Below are 24,072 nucleotides of genomic sequence, written 5' to 3'. Positions count from 1 at the left end.
TTACTCACTTAATTTCCAATTGATGATGTATCAAAAAAATGTCTTAGTTCGAGTGCTGTGAATGGATTTTTTATTGTTTGTGAGAAATCCGGGCTGGTCATGCAAAGGATGTGGGTTACGAACTTTTGCAAATGTTATCTGATATTTTTGATGAACCAGTTGATAAAGGTAATCTTAAATCAGTTCTACAACGTCAAGGAAATGTAAATATTTCTCTAGGACATAGAAGCATTAATAGTAATATAGTTGGCTGTATAAACCTTAATTCTAAACAACCTAAAATTAAATAAAATAAAAATAATTCTGATACTTCTAAATCCTCACAGAGTAGCAATAATCAAGCTAAAATTGATAAATTACGACAGTTTGGTTTAAATGACGAGCAAATTGCAGAAGCATTAGAGTTACCCTTAGAGGTTGTTAATCAGTTTTAACTTTAAACATAACCCTCCTGTTTTGTTGCGGTGAGAAGCTCTTATAATGTATATACTCTTTCATACGCAGCTATTCCCAATCTTCGTACTTCAAGCCATCAATACGGCTGAATTCATGGGTGTTGTGGGTAATAAGGGTAAGATCATTTGCTAAAGCGATCGCAGGTGAGTCTGCATTATGGATGACTATTAGGGTTTTCAATCATTAACCCCTCACTTACAACTGCTGCATTCAACTCATTATCTGCGGACACAAAGGTAATAGGAGGTAATCCATTAGCAATTGAAATGGTGTTGACTACACGACCTACTGCTAGTTGGATAGCATCATAACCTCTTAAACCATAAGTTTCAGATAATACCATTCCAGAATTAATGATATTTTCTGTGATTTCAACAATTTGATAGTCTTTCTGTAAATCACGTTTGAACTGATTGCGTGTTACTGTTGCATCTTTAATACTAATACTTCCACTGCGCGATCGCCTGGTAATTGCCGCTATAATTTCTACACCAGTTATTGCAGCAATAAATGCCTCATTGTTGAGAGCCGGATCAAATAGCCCCAAAACCCAAACTGATCCAGTTTCGCTAATATAACGCTTAACTAATGCGCTACTGTCTAGAAAATAAACTGCCATCTAGCGGCGTTCCTCAATGATACTTTCAGAAACAGGCTTTCCCTCAGCATGAATTAATCGTCGCTCAGTTATTGGCTCGTAAGTTGGATGCTTTATCTGTTTTACTAACCCAGAATCGCTCAGGGCTTGATGAAATGCTGCTTGCTTAACAGTTTCTTCTTTATCAGAAAGATACTTTTGAATTGTCTGATTAAGCTGCTGAAGCTCTTTTAGCTCAAGTGTATCAAGCTGCTTAAGTATTTGTTTCAAAGTTTCTATTGTCATACTTTTTTAATGTTCCTCAAAGGGAAGCTGTTCTGGACGTTCAAGCGTATCGCCTTCCAAACTACCTATTACTTATTCAACAAACTTACGAGAGTATCCTAGTTCTTCTGGCGTTTTTGTTGGAGATTGTGAGGATTTTTGTATAACAGGTTGAAAGACAATCACTACATCTAATTCTTGGTTAGCAATTTCAGGCGGAAGCTGGATTTGCAGAATTCCATCATCACCAATATATGTTCTAATCTTAATGCTTTCCATAGCTGACCTCCTAGCTTATTATATTATCAAGATTTGGGCAAGTTTAACTTTGTTTATAAACCATTTCCATTTTCAATTTTTCAATCTCTAATCTCAACTTATCATTCTCCATCCTCAACTTAGCATTCTCCTCCCTAATCAACTCAACTTCATTCCTTTTACTCAACGCCTGATTAATTGCCAATTTACGCATATCTAACGAAAACCAACGCTGATAAGTTTGTGTGTGAACTTGTACACTATGCCCTAAATTATCCGCCGCCGCTTTAATTGGTATCCCCAAAATATGCGCCCGAATTGCCCAAGCGTGACGTAAATCATAGGGTTTAAAATCTAATCCTATCTTGCGAAACCACCAGCTAACTCGCTGTGTTAACGCCGTTATCTCAGCATGATTAGTGTTATCTTTTTTAGCGATCGCACTCCTCAACATCTCTAAATATTTCGGATTTCTCAAATCAAAGTCATCAATCCATTGCCGATGTAATGGCAATGCTTGTCTCTCACCAGTTTTAGAATCCTTATGAACTTTCCATGTCAAATCTGTATTTTCTTGACTCAACCACCAATCAATATCAGGATTAATAAAAAGTTCCCGTGGACGTAAACCAAAAACTGCTAACATTCCATACGTCCAGCGCCAAAGGTGCCAGCTATCTTGAAGACTTTGATTAACTTGATTACCTCTATTATTCAGATAATCTTCAAACTTGAGAATTCCATCATGTATTTCCGCATCGGTCGGTATATTTCGGGAATTATTCTCCGGCATTTTGGAATATTTCGATAAATCAATTTCGATATTGAATGTCACACAAAATGCTGCGATCGCTCTAGCTGCATTATACTGAGCCCATTCCTTATCGATTTGCTCAATTGAACTGATCAGATTTTCAGCAGTTGCTAAATCTTTAGGATTCGTAAATCTCTTTGTTCGGGAAAAGTAATAAAAAAAAGTATGTTCGCTTTTAGTAGTTCGTTTATGAGTTTTAAAATACTCATTTTCAAATTGTTCGAGTAATTCTCCTATAGTTTTAAATTCTTTTTTAATTGCCTCATTACCTAAATATTTATCATTCCATTCAAAAGTTTTACGAGCGATTAATTTACCTAATTCATAGGCTTCTTCCTCAGCCGTTTTGAGTCCATCTAAGTTAGAGGGAATATTCAAGCTGAGATTGTATTGTTTTCTCCCAGTACCGTTGCTGTCTTTGTCTCCCGGCTTAATTGGCAACGTCGCCCGTAATTGCAGACTTCCATTCGATTCTCTAATTGTCACCTTTGCCTTTGCAGACTTCAAACGCAGATTAACTTTCTCTAATTCTAGTAGTACTTTCGTTCTCATGTGTTCTTTTTGCTGCTGTGCTTGCAGACTTGAGCCAAGAAAACTGCCATCGGTAGATGAAACAGGCTCTAAGTCTGCAAAAGCTTGTTGATACTTGTCTTGACCCTGATTATGCATCACTGTGTTTTTAGCCTATATTTAGCCTAAAAATAAATGTGTTATCAGCGAACAATGTTTAGAACATACACTGTTTACTGCAAACATTAGGCTATTGAAAAGAATTAAACCACAAAAAGGATTACTCCGGTCCTTATCACGGTTATGACGGCTTCGCTATCTTCGCTCGTGATATGGACTTGGCACTCAACAGCCCAACTTGGTCATTAATTGGCGCTCCTTGGAATGAAAAAGCTCAGGCTAAGAAGGCTGAAGCAAAGGCTAAGGCTGCCGTTTAGGGAAATGGGAGAGAGAGATAAGTAAGGATAACCTGGGGCTAAAACCCCAGGGGGGAGTTGGGAATCCAAAATTCAAAATTGAAAGATTAAAAATTTATTTTGATTTTTGCATTTTGAATTTTGAATCATATTCCCACTCCCTACTCCCCACTCGCACCTCAATCAGTAAAAGAATTCAGTAAGCTTGGAGTCCAGAAGAAATGCCTCAGAATCCAGAAAAAATTCAAGATCACGTCGAGTTATTCCACCAACCTGAGTACCAACAGCTATTTGAAAACAAAAAGCAGTTTGAAAACGGTCACGATCCCGAAGAAGTAAAACGGGTTTCAGAGTGGACAAAGGGTTGGGATTATCGTGAAAAGAACTTCGCTCGTGAAGCTTTAACTGTTAACCCTGCTAAAGGCTGCCAACCACTAGGAGCAATCTTTGCTGCTGTTGGTTTTGAAGGTACTCTACCTTTCGTTCAAGGTTCTCAAGGTTGCGTTGCTTACTTCCGCACCCACTTAACCCGTCACTATAAAGAACCATTCTCTGGTGTATCTTCTTCAATGACTGAAGATGCAGCCGTGTTTGGTGGTCTGCAAAACATGATCGACGGCTTGGCAAACTCTTACCAACTCTACAAGCCTAAGATGATCGCTGTCTGCACCACCTGTATGGCAGAAGTAATTGGTGATGACTTACAAGCCTTCATCAACAACTCTAAGCAAGCTGGTTCAGTTCCTCAAGATTTCCCAGTACCTTACGCTCACACCCCTAGCTTTGTCGGTTCCCACATCACTGGTTACGACAACATGATGAAGGGAATTCTTTCTAACTTGACCGCAGGTCATAAGAAAGAAACCAGCAATGGTAAAATCAACTTCATCCCAGGTTTTGACACATACGTAGGTAACAACCGCGAAATCAAGCGGATTGCTTCTTTGTTCGGCTTTGACTACACAATTCTAGCCGACAACAGCGACTACCTGGATTCACCAAACACAGGTGAATTCGATATGTATCCAGGTGGAACAAAGCTAGAAGATGCAGCAGATTCAATCAATGCGAAAGCAACGATCGCTCTGCAAGCACACTCTACCCCCAAAACCCGCGAATACATCGAAAAAGAATGGAAGCAACCAACCTCAGTTTCCCGTCCTTGGGGCATTAAGGGTACTGATGAGTTCTTGATGAAACTCAGCGAATTGAGTGGTATCCCCATTCCTGAAGAATTGGAAATCGAACGCGGTCGTGCAGTTGATGCCATGACTGACTCCCACTCATGGATTCACGGCAAGCGCTTCGCTATCTACGGCGAACCAGATTTAGTATACAGCGTAGTTGGCTTTATGCTAGAAATGGGTGCTGAACCTGTGCATATCTTGGTTCACAACAGCAACGAAGTATTTGAAGCAGAAATCAAAGAATTGCTTGCTTCTAGCCCCTTCGGTCAACATGCAACTGTTTGGCCTGGTAAGGACTTGTGGCACATGCGATCGCTGTTGTTCACCGAACCAGTAGACTTCTTAGTTGGTAACACATACGGTAAGTACCTGTGGCGCGACACCAAGATTCCCCTCGTGAGAATCGGCTACCCCATCATGGATCGCCACCACCTACACCGCTATGCCACCATTGGTTATCAAGGTGTGATCAACCTCCTCAACTGGACTGTAAACACCCTGTTTGAAGAAATCGATCGCAACACCAACATTCCTTCTAAGACAGATATTTCCTACGACTTGATTCGTTAGAAATTGCGTAGAAACACAACGTGTTAATTAAAGGGTAAAGAAGGGGAGTAGGGAATAGGGAATAGGGAATGGGGAAATATTCAAACCCAATGCCTAATGTCCAATTCCCATCCCCAACTCCCCTTTTTCTTGATAGCATTTACCCAAGGAATTGATAAATGGAAACCATCAATCACACTCACGAACACACTCACACTCATCCTCATCCTAATTACCATCCACCTAACCAGAAAAAACGAGGGTGGTTCAACAATCTTCTTAATCCGTTGCGCCGTGTGGTGGATGAAATTCAGGTTAAAAATAATCGCTTCGCTCATCTAATTTGCCAAACAATTCCTTGTTGTTGTCCCTTTGAGCGACAAATTAAATTATTTGGGAAGACTATTGATATTCCACCACTATGTAAACTCAATCCTTTATATGACGAATTTGTAGGATTGCGTTTCCGCGCTCTATCCTACCTCGCTGATGTATGTGGAGAGGATGTTACAAGATACATTTGTTAGTCATTGGTCATTGGTCATTAGTCATTGGTCATTAGTCATTGGTAGAGACGCGATTATACTCTGCGAGAAGCCGCTCTTCGAGCGTCTACGCGTCTGTACAATAGTCAATTCAAATGACAAATGACAAAGGACAATTAACAATTAAGAGAAGAGAGATGAAAAGCACCCAAGGCAAAATCAACGAGCTGCTGACTGAGACAGGATGCGAACATAATCAGCACAAACAAGCCCAAAAGAAAAACAAATCATGCGCTCAACAGGCACAACCTGGCGCGGCTCAAGGGGGCTGTGCCTTTGATGGTGCAATGATTGCTCTAGTGCCGATCGCAGATGCAGCGCATCTAGTCCACGGGCCGATCGCCTGTGCTGGTAATTCCTGGGGCAGTCGTGGTAGTCTGTCGTCTGGCCCGCAACTCTACAAAATGGGCTTTACCACTGACTTGGGTGAAAATGATGTCATCTTCGGTGGCGAAAAGAAACTCTACAAAGCAATTTTGGAACTTCATGAGCGCTATCAACCAGCAGCAGTATTTGTCTACGCTACTTGCGTTACAGCCTTAATTGGCGATGATATCGATGCAGTCTGCAAAGCTGCGGCTGAGAAAATTGGTACTCCTGTTGTTCCCGTCATTGCCCCAGGATTCATTGGCAGTAAAAATCTCGGCAACCGTTTTGGCGGTGAATCTTTATTAGAATATGTTGTCGGAACAGCAGAACCGGAACATACAACGCCCTATGATATTAACTTAATCGGTGAATACAATATCGCCGGGGAAATGTGGGGAGTAACACCACTGTTAGAAAAGTTAGGCATCCGTATTTTGTCTAAAATTACGGGCGATGCTCGCTACAATGAAATTCGCTACGCCCACCGCGCCAAGCTCAACGTCATGATCTGCTCACGAGCGTTGCTGAATATGGCGAGAAAGATGGAGGAGCGTTACAACATCCCTTACATTGAAGAGTCTTTCTACGGCATTGATGATATGAATCGCTGTCTGCGAAACATCGCCGCTAAATTAGGCGACGCTGATTTACAGGAGCGGACAGAAAAGCTAATTGCAGAAGAAACGGCTGCTTTAGATTTGGCATTGGCTCCTTATCGCGCTCGACTCAAAGGTAAGCGGGTTGTGTTGTATACAGGTGGTGTCAAGAGTTGGTCGATTATCTCGGCTGCTAGAGACTTAGGCATTGAAGTTGTTGCTACCAGTACTCGGAAAAGTACTGAAGAAGATAAAGCCAAAATCAAGAAGTTGATTGGCAACGATGGCATCATGCTGGAGAAAGGCAACGCTCAAGAATTGTTACAACTGGTTAAAGACACTCGCGCAGATATGCTGATTGCTGGTGGACGTAACCAATACACCGCTTTGAAAGCTCGAATTCCTTTCCTTGATATCAACCAAGAACGCCACCATCCTTATGCAGGTTATGTGGGAATGATTGAAATGGCGCGGGAACTATACGAAGCTCTGTATAGCCCGATTTGGGAACAAATACGCAAACCCGCTCCTTGGGAAGAAGAGGAGGAAGTTTAAATGGCGATCGTTACCGCTTCTAACAAAGCACTGACAGTTAATCCCCTCAAGCAAAGTCAAGCTTTGGGCGCAACCTTAGCCTTTTTGGGATTGAAAGGGACAATGCCCTTATTCCACGGTTCTCAAGGTTGTACTGCTTTCGCCAAAGTTGTCCTGGTGCGGCATTTCCGGGAAGCGATTCCCCTTGCTACGACGGCGATGACGGAAGTCACGACCATTTTGGGTGGTGAAGAGAATGTGGAGCAAGCAATTCTGACTCTGGTGGAAAAAGCTAACCCAGAAATTATTGGTTTATGTAGTACTGGGTTAACGGAAACTAGAGGCGATGACATTGAAGGTTTTCTTAAGGAAATCCGCGATCGCCATCCAGAATTGAATGATTTAGCGATCGTTTTTGCACCTACCCCAGATTTTAAAGGTGCGTTACAAGATGGCTTTGCTGTCGCTGTGGAAAGCATAGTTAAGGAAATTCCTCGCGCAGGTGGACTCAGAACTGAACAAGTCACGATTTTGGCGGGTTCTGCTTTCACACCTGGGGATGTACAGGAAATCAAAGAGATAGTCACATCCTTTGGATTAGTGCCGATCTTTGTTCCTGACCTTGGCGCTTCTCTAGATGGACATTTAGAGGATAATTATAGTGCGGTTACAGTCAGTGGAACTACCTTAAAACAGCTACGAGAAGTAGGTAGTTCTGCTTTTACCCTGGCATTAGGTGAAAGTATGCGGGGGGCTGCCAAGATTCTCGAAGAACGCTTTGGCACACCTTATGAGGTGTTTGGCGAACTGACAGGATTAGAACCAGTAGATGAATTTATCCAAGCATTGGCGATTCTGAGCGGTAACAGCGTACCCGAAAAATACCGCCGCCAACGTCGTCAGTTGCAAGATGCGATGCTGGACACCCACTTTTACTTCGGTGCAAAACGAGTTTCCTTAGCACTGGAACCTGATTTGTTGTGGTCAACAGTGCATTTCCTGCAATCGATGGGTAGTCAAATTCATGCGGTGGTGACAACCACGCGATCGCACCTCTTAGAAAAACTCCCGGTAAAAAGCATCACCATCGGCGACTTAGAAGACTTTGAGAGTCTAGCAGGCGGTTCAGACTTGCTGATTGGTAACTCGAATGTGGGTGCGATCGCAAAACGCCTCTCGATTCCTCTTTATCGTTTAGGATTGCCCATTTATGACCGCTTAGGTAATGGTCAATTTACCAAAGTTGGCTATCGAGGCACGATGGAACTTTTGTTTGGCATCGGTAACCTGTTTTTAGAAGCAGAAGAAGCGAGAGTTAAGCAGTTCCAAGAGTTCGGAACTGTGAGCGCAGAGTTTTGAATTCACACTTGAAATTCAAAACAGTTCAGTTAAAAGTTGATCCTCCCTAACCCTCCTTAAAAAGGAGGAATAGAGCAAGCCTTAAATTAGCCCCCCTTTTCAAGGCTACGGTGTACACACAAGTGCTTTCGTTCAGAACACAAGTGCTTTCGTTCAGAACACGAGGACTTTTGTTCAGAACACGAGGACTTTTGTTCACAACACGAGGACTTTTGTTCAGAACACGAGGACTTTTGTTCACAACACGAGGACTTTCGTTCACAACACGAGGACTTTCGTTCACAACACGAGGACTTTCGTTCACAACACGAGGGCTTTCGTTCACAACACGAGGGCTTTCGTTCACAACACAAGTCTTTTTTGAGCTTTTAAGGAAATAAAACAGCTTTGCTTTTCAAGAGGGGTGGTGGGGATTAAAAGTCTGTGGAGCCGCTCCACTCTAAAAGACTTGTGTGTACACGGTAGCTTTTTAAGGGTGGGGGGATATTCCAAGGCTAAATATCACTAACTGAACCGTATTGCTTCAAAATTCAAAACTTTAGAGAGGAGAATTACAATGAAAATAGCCTTCACGACGAGTGACCGAGTTCATATTAATGCCCACTTTGGATGGGCAAAAATGATTGATGTTTACGAAATTTCTGATGAGGGATATCACTTCGTAGAAACCCTCACCTTTGAAGGCGAACTCAAAGAAGATGGGAATGAAGATAAAATCACCCCAAAACTTGAGGCAATAGGCGACTGTACGATTATTTACGTAACAGCAATTGGTGGTAGTGCCGCCGCTCGGTTAATCAAGAAAGGTGTCACCCCAGTGAAGGCGCGATCGGAAGAAGAAGAAATTAGTGAAGTGCTAAATAAGCTAGTGAAAACCCTCAAAGGTAATCCTCCACCTTGGTTGCGTAAAGCTTTACAGCCAAAAACCACAAACTTTGCTGATGAAATTGAAGACGAAGCAACAGTATGACCGCAAATAATAGTGTGAACGGAACCGCTACAACTGAAGTCTTGAACTCACCTTTTCTTAAGGTCTTAATCAAACAAATCCGTGGTCAAGACAGTTATGGAGTTTATCGTACTTGGTCGGATGAGTTGATTCTCAAACCCTTTATTGTTACCAAACAAAAGAAACGGGAAATCTCCGTTGAGGGCGAAGTTGATGCGGTAACTCAAGCCCGGATTATGGCATTTTTTCGGGCTGTAGCGGCTGGAATTGAACAAGAAACAGGTTTGATATCCCAGGTTGTGGTTGATTTGAGTCATGAAGGATTTGGCTGGGCGTTAGTTTTTTCTGGTCGTCTTTTGCTAGCTGTGAAAACCTTGCGAGATGCTCATCGCTTTGGCTTTGACTCGCTAGAAAAATTAGCAGAAGAGGGAGAAAACTACGTCAAAAAAGGTCTTGATTTGGCGAAACGCTTTCCTGAAGTTGGCAAAATTTAATTAGTCATTAGTCAATTGTCATTGGTCATTAGTCATTGGTCATTAGTCATTAGTCATTAGTCATTGGTAAGTAACTACTGACAAAGTACAAAGGACAACTGACTAATGACAAAGGACAAAGGACAAAGGACGAAGGACAAAGGACAAATGACAATTGAGGAACTACAAGCAAAAATCAGACGGCTTAACAGCAAAGCTGGTCAAATGAAAATGGATCTGCATGATTTAGCTGAAGGTCTGCCAACAGATTACAAACAACTTATGGATGTTGCCGCCGCAACTTATGAAATCTATCGCCAGTTAGATGAACTTAAGCAACATCTGAAACAATTGGAGAATGCTAAATGACTGGAACTATTGATGAATTCAAGAAGCTCGTAGATGCAGAAGAATTTTTTCAATTCTTTAATATGTCTTACGACTTAGAAGTTGTGAATGTGCATCGTCTACATATTCTGAAAAAGTTTTCTCAATATATGCAGGAAATTGATGATAATTCTCCTGACTTGAGTCAAGAAGAGAAATTAAATCAATATTCTTTAGCTTTGCAAAAAGCTTATCAGCTATTTATCGAATCGACAGCTTATGAACAAAAGCTGTTCAAAGTGTTTAACGACAAGCCGAAAAATGTAGTCACACTGACAGAAATCACTTCTGATTAGGAGGTATAAATTGGTTAACCTAACGCCTACCGAATTAGAACGCTATCGTCGCCAAATGATGCTTCCGAATTTTGGCGAAACAGCACAGAAACGCCTAAAGTCAGCGACAGTTTTGGTTACAGGTGTGGGAGGATTAGGCGGTACAGCAGCGCTTTACTTAGCAGTAGCAGGCGTTGGGCGGCTAATCCTAGTCCGGGGTGGTGACTTGCGGCTAGATGATATGAATCGTCAGGTTCTCATGACTGATGATTGGGTAGGTAAGCCAAGGGTATTCAAAGCTAAAGAAACTCTGGATGCGATTAATCCTGATGTCCAAGTGGAAGCTGTTCATGATTACATCACCCCGGAAAATGTAGACTCATTAGTGCAATCTGCTGATATGGCTCTTGATTGCGCCCACAACTTTACAGAGCGCAATTTGTTAAATGAGGCCTGTGTGCGATCGCGGAAGCCAATGGTAGAAGCCGCAATGAATGGGATGGAGGCTTACCTGACGACGATTATTCCTGGTGTGACTCCTTGCTTGTCTTGCCTGTTTCCAGAAAAGCCTGATTGGGATCAGCGCGGCTTTTCAGTTATCGGCGCTGTCTCTGGAACTCTAGCTTGTCTAACAGCTTTGGAAGCTATCAAGCTGATCACCGGGTTTAGTCAGCCTCTATTATCGCAATTGCTGACAATCGACCTAAATCGGATGGAATTTGCTAAACGCCGTTCTCACCGCGATCGCTCTTGTCCAGTATGTGGCAATAGTGCGCCTTGGAGACACGCACAATCCAATTCAATGGAAGCCACAGGGATTGCACAAAATACTTAATTTTGTCATTAGTCATTGGTCATTAGTGAATAACAAATGACAAAGGACAACTGACAAATGACAACCTACACCTGAAATCAGAACAATTAATCGCTACAAATCAGGAGACTTAATGGCCGTTATCTTATCAGAAAAAGCAGAATTCCATCTGCGGGCATTCCTCAAAGGTTCCGCACCCGACGCTAATGGCGCAACTAAAGGTGTTCGCATCTCGGTAAAAGATGGTGGTTGCAGTGGCTATGAATATGCCATCGATATCACCAGCAAACCCCAACCAGATGATTTGGTAAGTCACCAAGGCAAAGTGGTAGTTTACGTTGATGCCAAAAGTGCGCCGTTATTAGACGGAGTTATCGTTGACTTCGTTGAGGGAGTGATGGAAAGCGGTTTTAAATTCATCAACCCCAATGCAACTGATACCTGCGGTTGTGGAAAGTCCTTCAAAACAGACGACGGCACGCCTACTGGTGTACCTTGCAGCTAACATCATTCCGTTAGTGCCAAGTTTGATTGTAGAGGCTTTCCATAGATGCGGTAAGCGATCGCGGAGCGTCTCTAAGAGTTGCCATGCCGCAGGCTTATCGCTTGAGGTAGCTTCTCGTTCGCATTGCATCCCTTACCTCTATAGAGAAGCCAACTAAACTTTGCATCTCCGTAAGAAAGAGGAAAGCAAAAAGTAGGATAGGTTGCTCAAAAACTTCGGAAATTAAACCAACTGTATAACGTTTGAGGAGAATCGGAAAATGGCTTCCTACCAAGTTAGATTAATCAACAAAAAAGAAGACCTCGACACCACAATTGAAGTTGAAGAAGATACCACCATCTTAGAAGCAGCAGAAGAAAATGGTATTGAATTACCCTTTTCATGTCATGCAGGATCTTGCTCTAGCTGTGTAGGTAAGGTTGTTGAAGGTGAAGTTAATCAAGATGATCAAAACTTCTTGGATGACGATCAAGTTTCTAAAGGATACGCTCTACTTTGTGTAACTTATCCTCGTTCTAATTGCACAATCAAAACACATCAAGAAGCGTATCTCGTATAAAGTATTACTTTGGTTGCCAAATACAGCAACCAAATAAAGGATGAAGGATGAAGGATGAAAATATACTTCCTTCTTCCCTTCAAAATTCTTAATTTATAATTCTAATGTTTACCTCTTTTAAGCTGATGTGCGCCTAAATTGTATAAACACTCTTTACGGTCGTTAATTGTTAACTGTTGACTACTTATAGTAGTTAGTCACTAAATTATATAAGTGTAATTTGATATGAAAAATAGAGTGGCTTGCAAAAGAAGCCAACTCTATTTTTTAATCAACAGCAACTATCACATCTGATGCTTTAATCACAGCATAAGCCTGCTTACCTTCTGCAAGTGATAGCTTTTCTGCTGATGATTTTGTGATGATTGACACTAGCTCTACTCCTGGCGCTAGTTCTAAAGTTATCTCAGTATTAACTGAACCATGTACAACTTTTTTGACAGTACCCTTAAGAGAATTACGAGCGCTAATTTCCATGTTTTTTCTTCGCTAATTTGAACTATTTATACTTTAGTAAGTTAGCAAGGTTTGATTTTAAAACCAGCTTTTTTTAAGATATCTTAATAATTGTGAAATAATCCTCATTTACTTAACAGTATTACATCTGCTCTACGAGCATTACAAAAATAAATGGGACGGTTATTTGCCGTAAAAAGTAATATCAAACAATATAAAACAATATAAGACAACTAACTATTGATGGATATTATCATCAATTTAATATAGCCATTTGCTTGTGTTTAAATACTGAGGTAATGCTATATTCAAGTATTTATAGCAACCAAGTAAAAGAAGTTCAGATTGTGCAGGAGCGAGTTAATACAACAAGGCCAAATCTATTTTTTGAACACTTAAGTCCAGTTGTAGGTGTAGAATTTCCTGTTCCTAAAGACTGGTTGCCAATAACAAGTTTTCCATTGCTAATTATAGTAGGTATGACTGGCGTGGTAAAAAGCACAATCACAAAAGCGTTGGCTAAAGAAGGCTTGGATTTTACACTTTTACCTAATCGTCGTGTTTTAACCGAACGCGCAATAATTGCGCCAATGTTAAAAATGCAAGAGAAACTCATGCAGCCTCATTGCCGGATTAAACGCTTAACTTATACTTGCCTTTATCGAGGTTTTAAAAGCGATGGATACAAGCGATCGCTCTCTTATAATTGATACTATAGCCAGTCCCCAAGAATCAGCCAAAGCAATTATTTCTCGATTGTGCAAATCTGTTAATATAAAAAGTAATAAGTGAATATGCTTAGTAAGAGTTAGCACAAGGATTGCTCAATGTCGCTATCTGAATTTGCAATTGTAGAAAGTACTCTCCGTGAAGGCGAACAATTCGTCAAAGCCAATTTCTCTTCAGATGATAAAGTCGAAATCGCTGAGGCCCTTGCTGCGTTTGGAGTAGAATATATAGAGTTAACGTCACCAATTGCTTCACCTCAGTCTAGACGAGACTGTGAGCGATTGGCTGGGTTAGGCTTGCCATCCAAAATATTAACTCACATTCGCTGTCACTTAGAAGATGCTAAAGTTGCTTTAGCAACAGGCGTAGCCGGGATTAATTTAACTATTGGTAGTTCTTCTTTGATGCGTCAGTTTAGTCATGGTAAAGATATTAATCAAATTATTGATTTAGCATCTGAAGTTTTAACTTTTATTCATCAACAAGCTCCCGATATTGAGTTACGCTTTTCGGCTGAGGATTCGTCACGTACTCCCATAGAAGATTTAATCACAATTTACTCGGCAATTGAGAAATTAGGATTTGTTCAACGCATAGGAATTGCCGATACAGTAGGAATTATTACGCCAATGCAAATATTTGAATTAGTGAAGACTTTGCGCCAGTTCACTAATTTAGATATTGAGTTTCACGGTCATAATGATACAGAATGTGCAAATGCTAACAGTTATACGGCACTGGAAGCGGGAGCAACTCATATTGATACTTGTGTTCTGGGAATTGGTGAGCGCAATGGTATTACCTCACTAGCTGGATTCATTGCTAGGTTATATGCTACAAATCCAGAGCAGATTAAATCTAAATATCGCTTAGATGAACTTGGTTCCTTGCATGAATTAGTTGCGAGAAAAGTTGGGATTTCTATTCCTTTTAACCATTGTGTTTTTGGTGAGAGTGCTTTTAGTCATAAAGCTGGCATTCATACTAAAGCTATGCTCAATAACTCAAAGACTTATGAAGCTATTAATCCCCGCAGTTTTGGTGTAACGCGCTCAATTTTAATCAATCATAAATTGGCTGGAAAACAAGCGGTTAATCACCGAGCTAATGAATTAGGACTTTCCTTTAATTTATCCCAGCTTAAAGATATTACCCATAGATTGAAAACTTTAGCTGATAAACAAAGTCTTACTATCGAAGATGTAGACAATATTTTATATTCTTATCATTGTCAGTAAATTTAACAATATACACACTTTCTGTCCAAGTGGAGATCCCCGACTTCTTCAAGAAGTCGGGGATCTAAATCCACCTATATCTGCTATTAATCTATATTATGAAATAAAACTGTAAGAATTACTGCTTTTCCATACTTTTACAAGCTCTTTTAAGAAAAATATCTGGCGATCTTTATAAATGATTCATAATTTAAACTTATAAAGCTGATAGCATATATGTAAGTTAAAAGAATTTGGATAACATTTTTCAAGAATGGTGAGTAATGCTCACCATTATGTTTGCCAAGCAAATTTATATTAGTAAATTATCAGAAATAAAGTTAACTAAGGAATACTGATGAATCAAATCAACAGTCAAAATTTGAGTGAAGTAACAACCCAATGGCTAATAGTAAAAGGCTATAATTATAGCGATTTAAATCAGCCAGGTGAAAATGGCGATACAGCTTTGATGAAAGCTACAAGAGAAGGAGTATATGCAGTCGTCAAAGAGCTAATTGATGCAGGTGTAGATATAAATGCTCTAAATAGCGATCGCAACAATGCTTTGTGGTTTGCTTGTTTTGGTAATCACTACGATTTAATTAATTTACTCTTGGCTCATAACATTGATATTAACAACCAAAATGATAACGGTGCAACTGTTTTAATGTACGCAGCATCAGCCGGAAAGACAGAAGTTGTCAAATTACTTTTACAACATCATCCTAATTTATATTTAAAAAACTTAGACGATTATAAAGCAATAGATTTTGCTAGTAACGTAGAAGTCTTAAGGATACTTAAAAATGCCATCCAGTCAGATATCGGGCAAAGCCTATCATGACGCTACCAAGCATTCTTACTTATCGGTACAACTTGACCCAAATTATGTAGATGCTTCAACACAGCCATCTTCATTTAAAGTTTATCCCAAGTTTTATCGGAGAGTGAAATTAAATCTCAATAATCCTGTTCATACTTTTATCTCATTAACCAGTGCGATAACTCTAGAAAAAGTATATAAAGATGGCCCTTATAAACTGCGAGTAAATCCATCAGCAGGCGCTCTGTATCCTACAGAAGTTTACGTACAGATTCGCGGTATTGAGGGAATGGTAAATGGTATATACCATCTAGAAGTTAAGAATAATTGTCTAACTCTCATCTATGAATTAATTGATGATGGGTTAGAGAGTTATATTATACCGGGCAAATGTATCAACGGATTCATCTTTTTAATTAGTTGTGTTTATTATAGGTCTAGCTGGAAATATCAAAATAGAAGCATAAGATATTGCTTCTTAGATAGCGGACATCATTTAGGTGCGATCGCAGCTTCAGCTTTTCTCTACAACCGAGATATACAAATAATTTTTGACTTTGATAAACTCACTCTCAATTCAGATTTAGGATTTGAGAATAAAGAGTTTATTACTGCTTGTGCGGTGTCAGGAGAAATACAAGACAAGAAAATCAGAAGCTTAAGGCTGAAAGTTCCTTTTGTCTCTGGTACTGATTATTTTGAATCCAATCAATTTATTGAAGATGCTTATCAAGCAACTACTCTACAAAAGAGTCGTCAGCAGCAATTAAAGTATCCTCAATTTGATTTTGATCGGGATAAATTTTATCAAACAGTTTGGGATAGACGTTCTATTAGACGTTTCCGGAAAGAGGCTATTTCTCAAGAAGATTATTTATATGTAGTGCAACAACTTCAACAGTCAATACCAACAGAAAACTATGAGGAAATAGAAATTTACTCAGTGGTGCATCGAGTAGAGGGAATGACACCTGGGTTATATAAAGGTACGTATCTGGTTAAAGCGGGTAACTTTAGTGAAAAGACAGGTTACTTATGTATTAATCAAGCTATTGCTAGAGATGGCGCTGTAACTTTATTTTTTGTGTCAGATTATTTAAACTATCAAACTGCTATGCAAATAGCTGGTTTTCTTGGACAAAGGCTTTATTTAACTAGTAATTATTTGGGAATTCAGTGTAGTGGAATTGGTGCGTATTATGATGACGAAACCCAAGGATTATTAGAAACAAATAAAGATGTACTTTATGGAATGGTGATTGGAATATAAGCAGGAAGCTAAAGAGAGATGGCTAGAAATATGTATTACTTTAATAGTGATGACTCACATCCTATGCAACCAACATCGGCAGATATTATACTGCGACAGCAATTAGAGGATTCTATTAGTAGATACTTTTATGACGCTTGCGATCGCACCATTCAAAATCTTCTGTCTGATTGTCGGTGGTATGTCACAACCCACGCCAATGCTCTGACATTGGTAATTGAATGTCCCGATCAAGTTATTAATTGGCGTGTTTTACAAAAAATTGTGCCAATGGGGACATTACTCTACGGAATTGTTAACAGTGCTAAAATCCGTGTTTGTCCGCCAGAAAGCCAAGGCATACCTTTTGAAATGAGGGTAGATGAACTTTCTGTTTATCGGGATTGGGCTTGATTCGATTTTGGATTGTTAATTAAAAGTTGATATTCTGGCTGATAAGTGCAGCTACCTCTTCAAAAACCAAATCAGCAGAATGTTTGACAACAGGACTTAACTCTAGTCCCAAACCAAGATTTTCCGCCTCAATTAAATAAACTGTGACATCTTCAGGAAAGTCATTTTGAAAGATTTTCCGTCCTGCGGCTAAAGCATTATCCCAACGAAAATCGTGCAAGTTATAACTAGGTTCTGGTAAAGCTTCCAGTTCTTTCCCTGGAACTTTAAACACAGCACCCGGTTCAGAACCAGTTGAACTTGCATCAATAATTACTAATTGTTTACTACCTCTAGCTTGAAACATTACTTCCATCCCTGCGGTGCCACAATCGTAAACTCGCACATTAGGATGAGGGTTTTCAGCTAGATATTTTTGTAAGCGTTGGGCAATGATTACGCCTACTGCGTCGTCATTGCGATTGAGGTTGCCGCAACCAATAATAGTTAGCATGGGATCATATTTAATGACTTTAGTGAGTTGCAAAAGCACTGTCATCGATAAATAGATGAGGTAAAGCACAATTTCAGGCAGTATTAGAGGATGTTTTAAAAGTCCTCTTCTCGGTTAAAAAACGTTTAGATCCCCCTAAATCCCCCTTAAAAAGGGGGACTTTAACTCCGGTTCCCCCCTTTTTAAGGGGGGTTAGGGGGGATCAATGAGTACCTAAAATCACAGTCAACAACTTTTCAAACAACCTCTTAGACCGCCAATAACAGTATTCTAAATTTTGTGTGTTAAACTGCTGAGTGCGCTTTAACATCCCAGACATAAGTGTTTATCTGCTCTTTTGCCGGATAATATTATAGGCAGCGTGTTAAACCGTATAGGAGTAGTTGAATAAATAGTTAGGCGTGCTACCTACACTTAAAGTATTATGGTCAAGATTCTTAATATCGTAGGTTTAGTTCTCGGCTTCATAGGTGCCTTTCTCGCCTTTCTCGATAGTTGGCGCACTGGCTCACGGTTTAGCGAGAGAGGCGTTAAACTTGGGTATGAACCAACTTTGAACACGTGGTTTTGGAAATCGTGTGGAAGTATTGGCTTCGCACTGATTACGATCAGTTTTGCTCTCCAATTGTTCGCCGCCTGTATTGGTATCGAGTAGGTTGTAGATCAGCCAATCAAGAGTGACTAAAACAGAGGCTCTGACTAAATAATACAGACAAAGCCTCTGAAAACTAAATTATCACCAGGAAACTATAAAGCTACACCATGTTTCTTGGCAACTTCCGTCAGTTTCTCATACTGATGTTGTGATGCTTGAGTTAATATCTCTTCAGCCTGTTCTTTAGTACTTCCTTCTTTAGGAATTAAATACTTGACATAAAGAGATACAAAATCAGCTGCGATCGCTAAACCAGATAAAGCGTGTTTGTCAGCTTCTTTGCCAGCGATCGCAGCTACCAAACCGGCTTTAATTGGGTCTGGTTTAACTTTCATGAACTGCTCGACAAGTTTAGGAACGTAGTCTTCTGGTGGCAAATTATCTAACTTACTTCTATCTGGAGTAAAGTTACATTCTGCGGCTTGAGCCTGCTCTAAAACACACCATTCTATGTATTCTTGCAATGCTGCATCGGGAACGCGAGGGAGATAATTATGTAGCGCTAAATCAGACACAAGCTTACCTTGTAAATTTCTGTTTTGTTGAAGTGAATTAAAGCAAGCCTAACGCACTGTTTCTATAAGTTTTAGTGTGGTACGCTACGAGTTTTGAATATCAGGCATTGGGAATAGGGCATTGGAAATAGGTTATTTCTCCCTGATTTCCCTCAAATTTATCTTTTGGGCAATCGCTTAGGTAGATGGCTAATCCAGTAAGCTGTAAGTAACACTAGTTTGAGAAATGGAGCGCGAAACATGACACTCACTGAGCTACTTCCTGCTATCAGGAAACTTTCTATATCAGAAAAAATTAAGCTAATCCGCATTTTGGCGGAAGAATTGGATACCAACAAAGATATTTCACCTCTCGAACCATTTAAAACCTATGATTTGCCTACATCGTACAATTCGTTTGGTGCAGGTGAAATTCTCATGCAAGCCTTGAAACATAAAGATTAGGTCTGACTAAATTAAGAGCGATGTCTACGACGGGCTACGCCTACGCTCAGGTTGATAGCCAATCTAGTAAGCTGTAAAGTGAGCGTTGTCGATGATTGTAATATGAAAACTTTTACTGCGATTGTTGAAAGAGATCCTGATACTAAGTTCTATGTTGGCTATGTCCCTGGCTTTCCTGGAGCGCATTCTCAAGGTGAAACCTTGGATGAATTGCAGGAAAATTTGCGTGAAGTTATTGAGATGCTTCTAGAGGATGAGGATCTGGTATTCGAGACAGAGTTTGTAGGTATACAACAGATTGTGGTTCAGTAGACCATGAGTAATATTCCTATTCTGAAACCCCAAGAAGTTGTACGAATATTGGAGAAGCTTGGGTTTGTGGAGGTACGTCAGAAAGGCTCACACAAACAGTTTCGACACGAAGATGGACGAGGAACAACAGTCCCATTCCACAAAGGGCGTGACATCTCACCGAGGTTGCTACGGCAGATTGCGAGTGATATTGGTTTGACGATTGAAGAAATGCTGGAGTGGCGATGATGTTTAACACTTAACCAGAAATCAAATGTTAAAATCTCACGATTTGGCTACCCAAAGTAGTGAAATGTCGTACTGATTGAACATTGAATTGGCACTCACAAGCGTCATTTCTTCTATCTGAGCCTGTGCAATCAACATTCTGTCAAAAGGATCTCGGTGATGCAAAGGTAAAGCAGCCGCTTGTAAAGTATGAGAAGCTGTAATTTCTAGCGATGCTTACGGCTGGCTACGCCTACGCATTGCCCGCTAAAAGAGATCCTGATACTAAATTCTATATTGGCTATGTCCTTGGGTTTCCTGGAGCGCATTCTCAAGGTGAAACCTTGGATGAATTGCAGGAAAATTTGCGTGAAGTTATTGAAATGCTTCTAGAGGAGCTATCACTTCAGACACGCAACGCGATCGCACAACTTCAAGGCACAACATTCACAAACCCAAATTGACGAAAGTGATGATCAAAGGTGAATGCCTGAGTTAAATGGAGTTTATTCATTACAACCCGACTGGAGCAGTCCGTGAAACTCCAGTTTTTATCTGAGAACTGACGAAAAATCTGCCAAGTTTGTCGAATATCGTCTTCTGTCAGGTAATAAATGGTCGTCAGAACATCTGAAAAAAATGCTTCTCCTAAACTAATTGCTCTTAAAAATTCACCACGGGTTCTCAAAAGAGTCAGAGTTTCATCGATAATGTAATCTGTTGTTATCAATTGCTCAGTATTTTGATTAACCCATAAAGATGCTATCTGATGATCGGTATCGGAAGGAACAATACTAGCAAACCAAGCACTTGTGTCTACAAAGATCATGTTGCACTATGTGGAGGATAAAGAATAGTGTCATGATCTCGACCAGAAAATTTATCATTGCTAACTTCTAAGGGCATGGCTGCAATTTGTGCCAAAATCTCTCTAGGAGTTTTGTTTTCAGGTTTAGCCTCAGTTGAAATCACAGTGACTTCAACACGAGTTCCCTCGGCTAATGGAATCGGCTGTAATAACCTCAGCACCCCTTGTTCATAAACAGCTTCTATAGTTATAGTCATAAACTTTTTCCTCATGCCATAGCTATTTCTAATCATGGCATAATATCTAACACAGTAAAAAACACAGCTAATGACTAACTAATAAATAATTAGCCATTAGCTATTAGAAATTAGCATATTTTAAGCGGTACGAAAACGCGCTAACTCTTCACCAGTTTTCGCATCATGGGCGTGGACTGTACACACCAAACATGAATCAAACGATCGCGCCACGTGACCAACTTCCACCGGATCGCTAGAATCGTAAATGGGTGTCCCAATTAACGCTTCTTCAATGGGGCCGCGGATTCCTTCACCGTCACGAGGGCCAATATTCCAAGTACCTGGGGCAATAACTTGGTAGTTCTTAATCTTACCGCCCTCTATTTCCACCCAGTGAGATAAGGAACCCCGCGCTGCTTCCGTTGCACCCCAACCGCGTCCATCTTTTTCTTTGGGTTTGATATACCAAGGGTCGTTTAATTTGAATTCGCGTAAACAGTGTTCAGCTTGACGATATAACTTGACAAGTTCGTGAACTCGTGCTAGCTGACGCACATGAATACTAGCACCACCCATCCGTTTGAAGACATCGAGGATGAAGGGGTCGTAGTGTTGCCAAGATTCGCCATGTTGACCACCAGCTACTAATTGCCGCGCTAAGGGGCCAGTTTCCAAGCGTCCAAAGTCTTTGTGCAGGACTGCACTCGACCAAGAGTAAGCGTTATCGAAGTCTTTGGTATTGATTGCAGTGGGTTTAGTGGTGCGATCGCTAGGGTGAATATCTGCTGTTCCCTCATCGTACCAGGAGTGAGTTGTATTCTCGCGGGTAAATGACTGATCCATTAAAACGTGAGTGTCTGCAAAGCTGTCGTACACTCCACTTTTCATAATCATCGCCGCATTTCGTCCTTCGATAGTCGGCTTTTGGTATTTATCTTCATGGGCTAAATATCCCCAAGTGACATATTTACCAACACCAGCGCCATATCTATCTAAACCGATGTCTAAACCCATCCGCCAATAAAAACCTAAGTCGGAATCTCGATGATTTCGGTCTTCATCTAACCAATCTCTGAAGTCATCATAACTTTGGATTTGTTCATAGCGTTCTAATGAACAACCTAACCACACTGCTTCTAACCAATTGGTGCGGAAATATTCTAGAATTGCCCAAGCGCGAGTAATGTCTGTTAAAGTTGGGGCGCACATCACGCCACCAGGCACCATATAACTGCTGTGAGGCCATTGTCCGCCTAATAGTGCATAAATTTCTACAGGTTTAGCGGAAATTGTTATGCCTAGTTCGTAAGATTTGCCAGTGAAGGCGGCAAAGCGTTTAACAGCTTCTTCATAATAGCGACTATTGCGGTATTTTCTATTTGTTAAATCAATGGCAAACAGGCCATAAAAATAGCGGGGGATGCTTTGAATTGTCTCGACAATTTGACCAAGATTTCTGGCTAAAATTGCATTGCGGGGAACTTCTGTTTCCCAAGCTGTATCTAATGCCCAAGATGCAGATGTCAGGTGAGAACCGCCACAAATTCCGCAAATGCGAGGTGTGACAATTAAGCCCGCTTGGGGGTCTTTACCGCGTAGGATAACTTCAAATCCGCGAAATAATTCAGCGTGTGTCCAGGCGTTGACTACTCTTCCATGTTCAATATCAACTCGGACATCTAAATCGCCTTCAACTCTACCGACGGGCGAAATGTCTAATGATTGAATTGTCATTTGTCATTTGTCCTTTGTCATTTGTTATTTGTCATTTGTCCTTTGTCATTGGTCATTTGTCATTCGTCATTGGTAATTATTCACTCGCCTCCCTGTAGTTTTCAAGACGCGATAAATCGCCGTCTCTACAAGTGTTTTGTTGCTCATTCTGAACTGTATTGGGTTATAGTCATTGGTCAAATCACAAAGGACAAATGACTAATGACTAATGACCAATGACTAATGACTAATGACTAAACAGTAAAAAAGTCTTCTTCCGCCCAAGCTGGCGCTGCATCTTTTGCAACCATTGTGAGTAAGGCGTAGTCTTTTTTGTTGAATCCTGGCGGTAATTCTTTAGGAACTCCCATGACTGTTTGGGTTTTAAATACGGTTCCCGGTTTGAGGTCAAAGAAGGGAAATTCTGGTTCTGTGCAACCTAAACAAGGCATTCCGGCGCGAGTTTTGGAGGAGACGCGGTTCCATAAGATGCGGTTGCAGGAAGAATGAGTCATGGGGCCGCGACAGCCTAAGTCATAAAATAGGCAGCCTTTGCGCTGACCAAATTCGCTGGTTGATGCTTTATAAGCAAAGTGGACGTTGCGAGTACAACCTGTTTGGGTATAGGTGTTGAAGAAGGTTTGGGGACGATTTAGTTCATCAAAAGCAATGTCTGCTATGCGTCCAGTAGCGATCGCAACTAATATCTGCGTAATCCAGTCGGGATGGGCGGGACATCCAGGTATATTAATTACAGGTAATCCGGCTTGCGATACGAAATCTTTCCCTAAAAAGCCGCCTTCTTGACGTTTGAGAAATTGTAAACCTTCCGATTCGCTGGGGTTGGGAGACATAGCGGGAATTCCGCCCCATGTCGCACAATCTCCCACAGCGACGATAAATTTAGCAACTTTGGCGAGATCTGCTAACCAATCTTTCATGGCGCGATCGGCAAACCGATTCCATTCACCAGTACCGTTGGGTGCGTTAACAACACTGCCTTCAAATACCAAGATATCTAAAGGAATTGTGCCAGAAATACAATTTCGTAGCAGTGTTTGCAAATCGTTGCCTAGTTCCAGCCCCAAGGAAGGATGCCAAAGTATATTGATGCCAAAGTCGGCAATTAAATCGCAGACTGTCGGTTCTTCAGCGTTGAGAAATGACATGGTGTTGCCTGAACAAGCACCACCTTGTAGCCATAGTACGTTAGTCATCGGCTAGGTGTTTTTGTATTGTTTGCGATACGTGATTTAGTAAATAATGCTTGTAGAGTCTCACGTATTTATCAATATTTATTTATTTATATTAGTGGATTTTCTATTGAATTATCTTTTGTTAAATAAAAATTAATCATTGCTAAGAATTTAAATGTAGT

The 24,072-nt window shown here is 40.6% G+C and carries 32 protein-coding genes and 2 pseudogenes; 21 read left to right on the top strand and 13 right to left on the bottom strand.

The features are described 5' to 3' along the window. Positions 1–504: 504 nt before the first annotated feature. From V7K69_RS18715 to V7K69_RS18695, 5 genes and pseudogenes are all read right to left on the bottom strand, one after another. Positions 505–597, bottom strand: a pseudogene (locus V7K69_RS18715) (type II toxin-antitoxin system VapC family toxin); the annotation flags it as partial. A gap of 13 nt (positions 598–610) precedes the next feature. After that, positions 611–1,075, bottom strand: a complete 465-nt coding sequence (locus V7K69_RS18710) for a type II toxin-antitoxin system VapC family toxin (RefSeq protein WP_335036928.1) — start codon at positions 1,073–1,075, stop codon at positions 611–613. Then, a complete protein-coding gene (locus V7K69_RS18705; RefSeq protein WP_335036926.1) occupies positions 1,076–1,339 on the bottom strand; it encodes a hypothetical protein in 264 nt (87 codons plus the stop codon). Positions 1,340–1,411: 72 nt separating this feature from the next. Further along, entirely contained in the window at positions 1,412–1,597 is a 186-nt protein-coding gene (locus V7K69_RS18700) for a hypothetical protein (protein WP_335036924.1), read from the bottom strand. A gap of 43 nt (positions 1,598–1,640) precedes the next feature. Continuing rightward, positions 1,641–3,059, bottom strand: a complete 1,419-nt coding sequence (locus V7K69_RS18695) for a site-specific integrase (RefSeq protein ID WP_335036922.1) — start codon at positions 3,057–3,059, stop codon at positions 1,641–1,643. A gap of 110 nt (positions 3,060–3,169) precedes the next feature. On the opposite strand from V7K69_RS18695, the pseudogene V7K69_RS33000 reads away from it, so the two are divergent. The 12 genes and pseudogenes from V7K69_RS33000 to V7K69_RS18640 all read left to right on the top strand — a co-directional run. Then, positions 3,170–3,337, top strand: a pseudogene (locus V7K69_RS33000) (nitrogenase molybdenum-iron protein alpha chain); the annotation flags it as partial. A 200-nt stretch (positions 3,338–3,537) separates the two neighbouring features. Then, complete coding sequence (nifK, locus tag V7K69_RS18690; RefSeq protein ID WP_335036920.1) at positions 3,538–5,073, top strand: nitrogenase molybdenum-iron protein subunit beta; 1,536 nt, start codon at positions 3,538–3,540, stop codon at positions 5,071–5,073. Positions 5,074–5,231: 158 nt separating this feature from the next. Next, a complete protein-coding gene (locus V7K69_RS18685; RefSeq protein WP_335036918.1) occupies positions 5,232–5,579 on the top strand; it encodes a Mo-dependent nitrogenase C-terminal domain-containing protein in 348 nt (115 codons plus the stop codon). 155 nt (positions 5,580–5,734) lie between these two features. Next, entirely contained in the window at positions 5,735–7,117 is a 1,383-nt protein-coding gene (gene nifE / locus V7K69_RS18680) for a nitrogenase iron-molybdenum cofactor biosynthesis protein NifE (RefSeq protein ID WP_335036916.1), read from the top strand. Then, the gene (nifN, locus tag V7K69_RS18675) at positions 7,118–8,455 is read left to right on the top strand and encodes a nitrogenase iron-molybdenum cofactor biosynthesis protein NifN (RefSeq protein ID WP_335036914.1); all 1,338 of its coding nucleotides are present in this window, start codon (positions 7,118–7,120) and stop codon (positions 8,453–8,455) included. Positions 8,456–9,011: 556 nt separating this feature from the next. Further along, on the top strand, positions 9,012–9,425 hold the full coding sequence (gene nifX / locus V7K69_RS18670) for a nitrogen fixation protein NifX (protein ID WP_322681419.1): 414 nt from the start codon (positions 9,012–9,014) through the stop codon (positions 9,423–9,425). Further along, entirely contained in the window at positions 9,422–9,898 is a 477-nt protein-coding gene (locus tag V7K69_RS18665; RefSeq protein WP_118163723.1) for a NifX-associated nitrogen fixation protein, read from the top strand. The genes nifX and V7K69_RS18665 overlap by 4 nt, the downstream gene beginning before the upstream one ends. 147 nt (positions 9,899–10,045) lie before the next feature. Then, entirely contained in the window at positions 10,046–10,246 is a 201-nt protein-coding gene (locus V7K69_RS18660; protein WP_323229308.1) for a CCE_0567 family metalloprotein, read from the top strand. Beyond that, positions 10,243–10,560, top strand: a complete 318-nt coding sequence (gene nifW, locus V7K69_RS18655) for a nitrogenase-stabilizing/protective protein NifW (protein WP_100900534.1) — start codon at positions 10,243–10,245, stop codon at positions 10,558–10,560. The genes V7K69_RS18660 and nifW overlap by 4 nt, the downstream gene beginning before the upstream one ends. 10 nt (positions 10,561–10,570) lie before the next feature. After that, positions 10,571–11,374 carry a HesA/MoeB/ThiF family protein gene (locus tag V7K69_RS18650; RefSeq protein ID WP_335036909.1) on the top strand — a complete coding sequence of 268 codons (804 nt, stop codon included), beginning with the start codon at positions 10,571–10,573 and terminating at the stop codon, positions 11,372–11,374. A 112-nt stretch (positions 11,375–11,486) separates the two neighbouring features. Then, positions 11,487–11,858 (top strand): HesB/IscA family protein, encoded by a 372-nt coding sequence (locus V7K69_RS18645; protein WP_094339971.1) that lies wholly within the window; start codon positions 11,487–11,489, stop codon positions 11,856–11,858. 259 nt (positions 11,859–12,117) lie between these two features. Beyond that, entirely contained in the window at positions 12,118–12,417 is a 300-nt protein-coding gene (locus tag V7K69_RS18640) for a 2Fe-2S iron-sulfur cluster-binding protein (protein WP_118163710.1), read from the top strand. 267 nt (positions 12,418–12,684) lie between these two features. On the opposite strand, the gene V7K69_RS18635 is transcribed toward V7K69_RS18640, so the two are convergent. After that, a complete protein-coding gene (locus V7K69_RS18635) occupies positions 12,685–12,894 on the bottom strand; it encodes a TOBE domain-containing protein (RefSeq protein ID WP_229553979.1) in 210 nt (69 codons plus the stop codon). 278 nt (positions 12,895–13,172) lie between these two features. Here V7K69_RS18635 and V7K69_RS18630 point away from each other — a divergent pair, with 278 nt between their 5' ends. From V7K69_RS18630 to V7K69_RS18610, 5 genes are all read left to right on the top strand, one after another. Continuing rightward, complete coding sequence (locus V7K69_RS18630) at positions 13,173–13,583, top strand: hypothetical protein (protein WP_335036903.1); 411 nt, start codon at positions 13,173–13,175, stop codon at positions 13,581–13,583. Between the two features lie 117 nt (positions 13,584–13,700). Next, complete coding sequence (gene lysS / locus V7K69_RS18625) at positions 13,701–14,840, top strand: homocitrate synthase (protein WP_335036901.1); 1,140 nt, start codon at positions 13,701–13,703, stop codon at positions 14,838–14,840. A gap of 337 nt (positions 14,841–15,177) precedes the next feature. Continuing rightward, on the top strand, positions 15,178–15,666 hold the full coding sequence (locus V7K69_RS18620) for an ankyrin repeat domain-containing protein (RefSeq protein ID WP_335036899.1): 489 nt from the start codon (positions 15,178–15,180) through the stop codon (positions 15,664–15,666). Further along, positions 15,629–16,915, top strand: a complete 1,287-nt coding sequence (locus V7K69_RS18615; protein WP_335036897.1) for a nitroreductase family protein — start codon at positions 15,629–15,631, stop codon at positions 16,913–16,915. The genes V7K69_RS18620 and V7K69_RS18615 overlap by 38 nt, the downstream gene beginning before the upstream one ends. A gap of 18 nt (positions 16,916–16,933) precedes the next feature. Next, positions 16,934–17,308, top strand: a complete 375-nt coding sequence (locus V7K69_RS18610; RefSeq protein WP_114083649.1) for a hypothetical protein — start codon at positions 16,934–16,936, stop codon at positions 17,306–17,308. A gap of 19 nt (positions 17,309–17,327) precedes the next feature. On the opposite strand, the gene V7K69_RS18605 is transcribed toward V7K69_RS18610, so the two are convergent. Further along, positions 17,328–17,801 (bottom strand): hydrogenase maturation protease, encoded by a 474-nt coding sequence (locus V7K69_RS18605; protein WP_335036894.1) that lies wholly within the window; start codon positions 17,799–17,801, stop codon positions 17,328–17,330. Positions 17,802–18,548: 747 nt separating this feature from the next. Next, a complete protein-coding gene (locus tag V7K69_RS18600) occupies positions 18,549–18,971 on the bottom strand; it encodes a hypothetical protein (protein WP_334696642.1) in 423 nt (140 codons plus the stop codon). 240 nt (positions 18,972–19,211) lie between these two features. Here V7K69_RS18600 and V7K69_RS18595 point away from each other — a divergent pair, with 240 nt between their 5' ends. The 3 genes from V7K69_RS18595 (at position 19,212) to V7K69_RS18585 (ending at position 19,955) form a co-directional block, all read left to right on the top strand. Continuing rightward, the gene (locus tag V7K69_RS18595) at positions 19,212–19,415 is read left to right on the top strand and encodes a hypothetical protein (protein ID WP_335036891.1); all 204 of its coding nucleotides are present in this window, start codon (positions 19,212–19,214) and stop codon (positions 19,413–19,415) included. Between the two features lie 102 nt (positions 19,416–19,517). Then, a complete protein-coding gene (locus V7K69_RS18590; protein ID WP_190730943.1) occupies positions 19,518–19,727 on the top strand; it encodes a type II toxin-antitoxin system HicB family antitoxin in 210 nt (69 codons plus the stop codon). A gap of 3 nt (positions 19,728–19,730) precedes the next feature. After that, positions 19,731–19,955, top strand: coding sequence for a type II toxin-antitoxin system HicA family toxin (locus V7K69_RS18585; RefSeq protein WP_292819470.1), 225 nt, complete (start codon positions 19,731–19,733; stop codon positions 19,953–19,955). A gap of 36 nt (positions 19,956–19,991) precedes the next feature. Here the strand turns inward: V7K69_RS18585 and V7K69_RS18580 are convergent, their stop codons facing one another. Beyond that, complete coding sequence (locus tag V7K69_RS18580) at positions 19,992–20,159, bottom strand: type II toxin-antitoxin system VapC family toxin (protein ID WP_442936158.1); 168 nt, start codon at positions 20,157–20,159, stop codon at positions 19,992–19,994. Between the two features lie 8 nt (positions 20,160–20,167). Here V7K69_RS18580 and V7K69_RS18575 point away from each other — a divergent pair, with 8 nt between their 5' ends. Beyond that, on the top strand, positions 20,168–20,398 hold the full coding sequence (locus tag V7K69_RS18575; protein WP_335036889.1) for a type II toxin-antitoxin system HicB family antitoxin: 231 nt from the start codon (positions 20,168–20,170) through the stop codon (positions 20,396–20,398). On the opposite strand, the gene V7K69_RS18570 is transcribed toward V7K69_RS18575, so the two are convergent. From V7K69_RS18570 to V7K69_RS18555, 4 genes are all read right to left on the bottom strand, one after another. Next, on the bottom strand, positions 20,368–20,763 hold the full coding sequence (locus V7K69_RS18570) for a type II toxin-antitoxin system VapC family toxin (RefSeq protein WP_335036887.1): 396 nt from the start codon (positions 20,761–20,763) through the stop codon (positions 20,368–20,370). The genes V7K69_RS18575 and V7K69_RS18570 overlap by 31 nt on opposite strands. After that, positions 20,760–20,999: an antitoxin family protein gene (locus tag V7K69_RS18565; protein ID WP_335036885.1), complete on the bottom strand. Its 240-nt coding sequence runs from the start codon at positions 20,997–20,999 to the stop codon at positions 20,760–20,762. Before V7K69_RS18565 ends, V7K69_RS18570 begins: the two co-directional genes overlap by 4 nt. Positions 21,000–21,119: 120 nt before the next feature. Further along, on the bottom strand, positions 21,120–22,715 hold the full coding sequence (locus tag V7K69_RS18560) for a nickel-dependent hydrogenase large subunit (RefSeq protein ID WP_335036883.1): 1,596 nt from the start codon (positions 22,713–22,715) through the stop codon (positions 21,120–21,122). A gap of 233 nt (positions 22,716–22,948) precedes the next feature. Next, complete coding sequence (locus V7K69_RS18555; protein WP_335036881.1) at positions 22,949–23,911, bottom strand: hydrogenase small subunit; 963 nt, start codon at positions 23,909–23,911, stop codon at positions 22,949–22,951. Positions 23,912–24,072: the final 161 nt, after the last annotated feature.

Source organism: Nostoc sp. (assembly GCF_036917775.1).
GTDB lineage: Bacteria > Cyanobacteriota > Cyanobacteriia > Cyanobacteriales > Nostocaceae > Nostoc.
The sequence above is the reverse complement of the archived record's forward strand: the minus strand, read 5'-3'. Positions and strand labels throughout refer to the sequence as shown.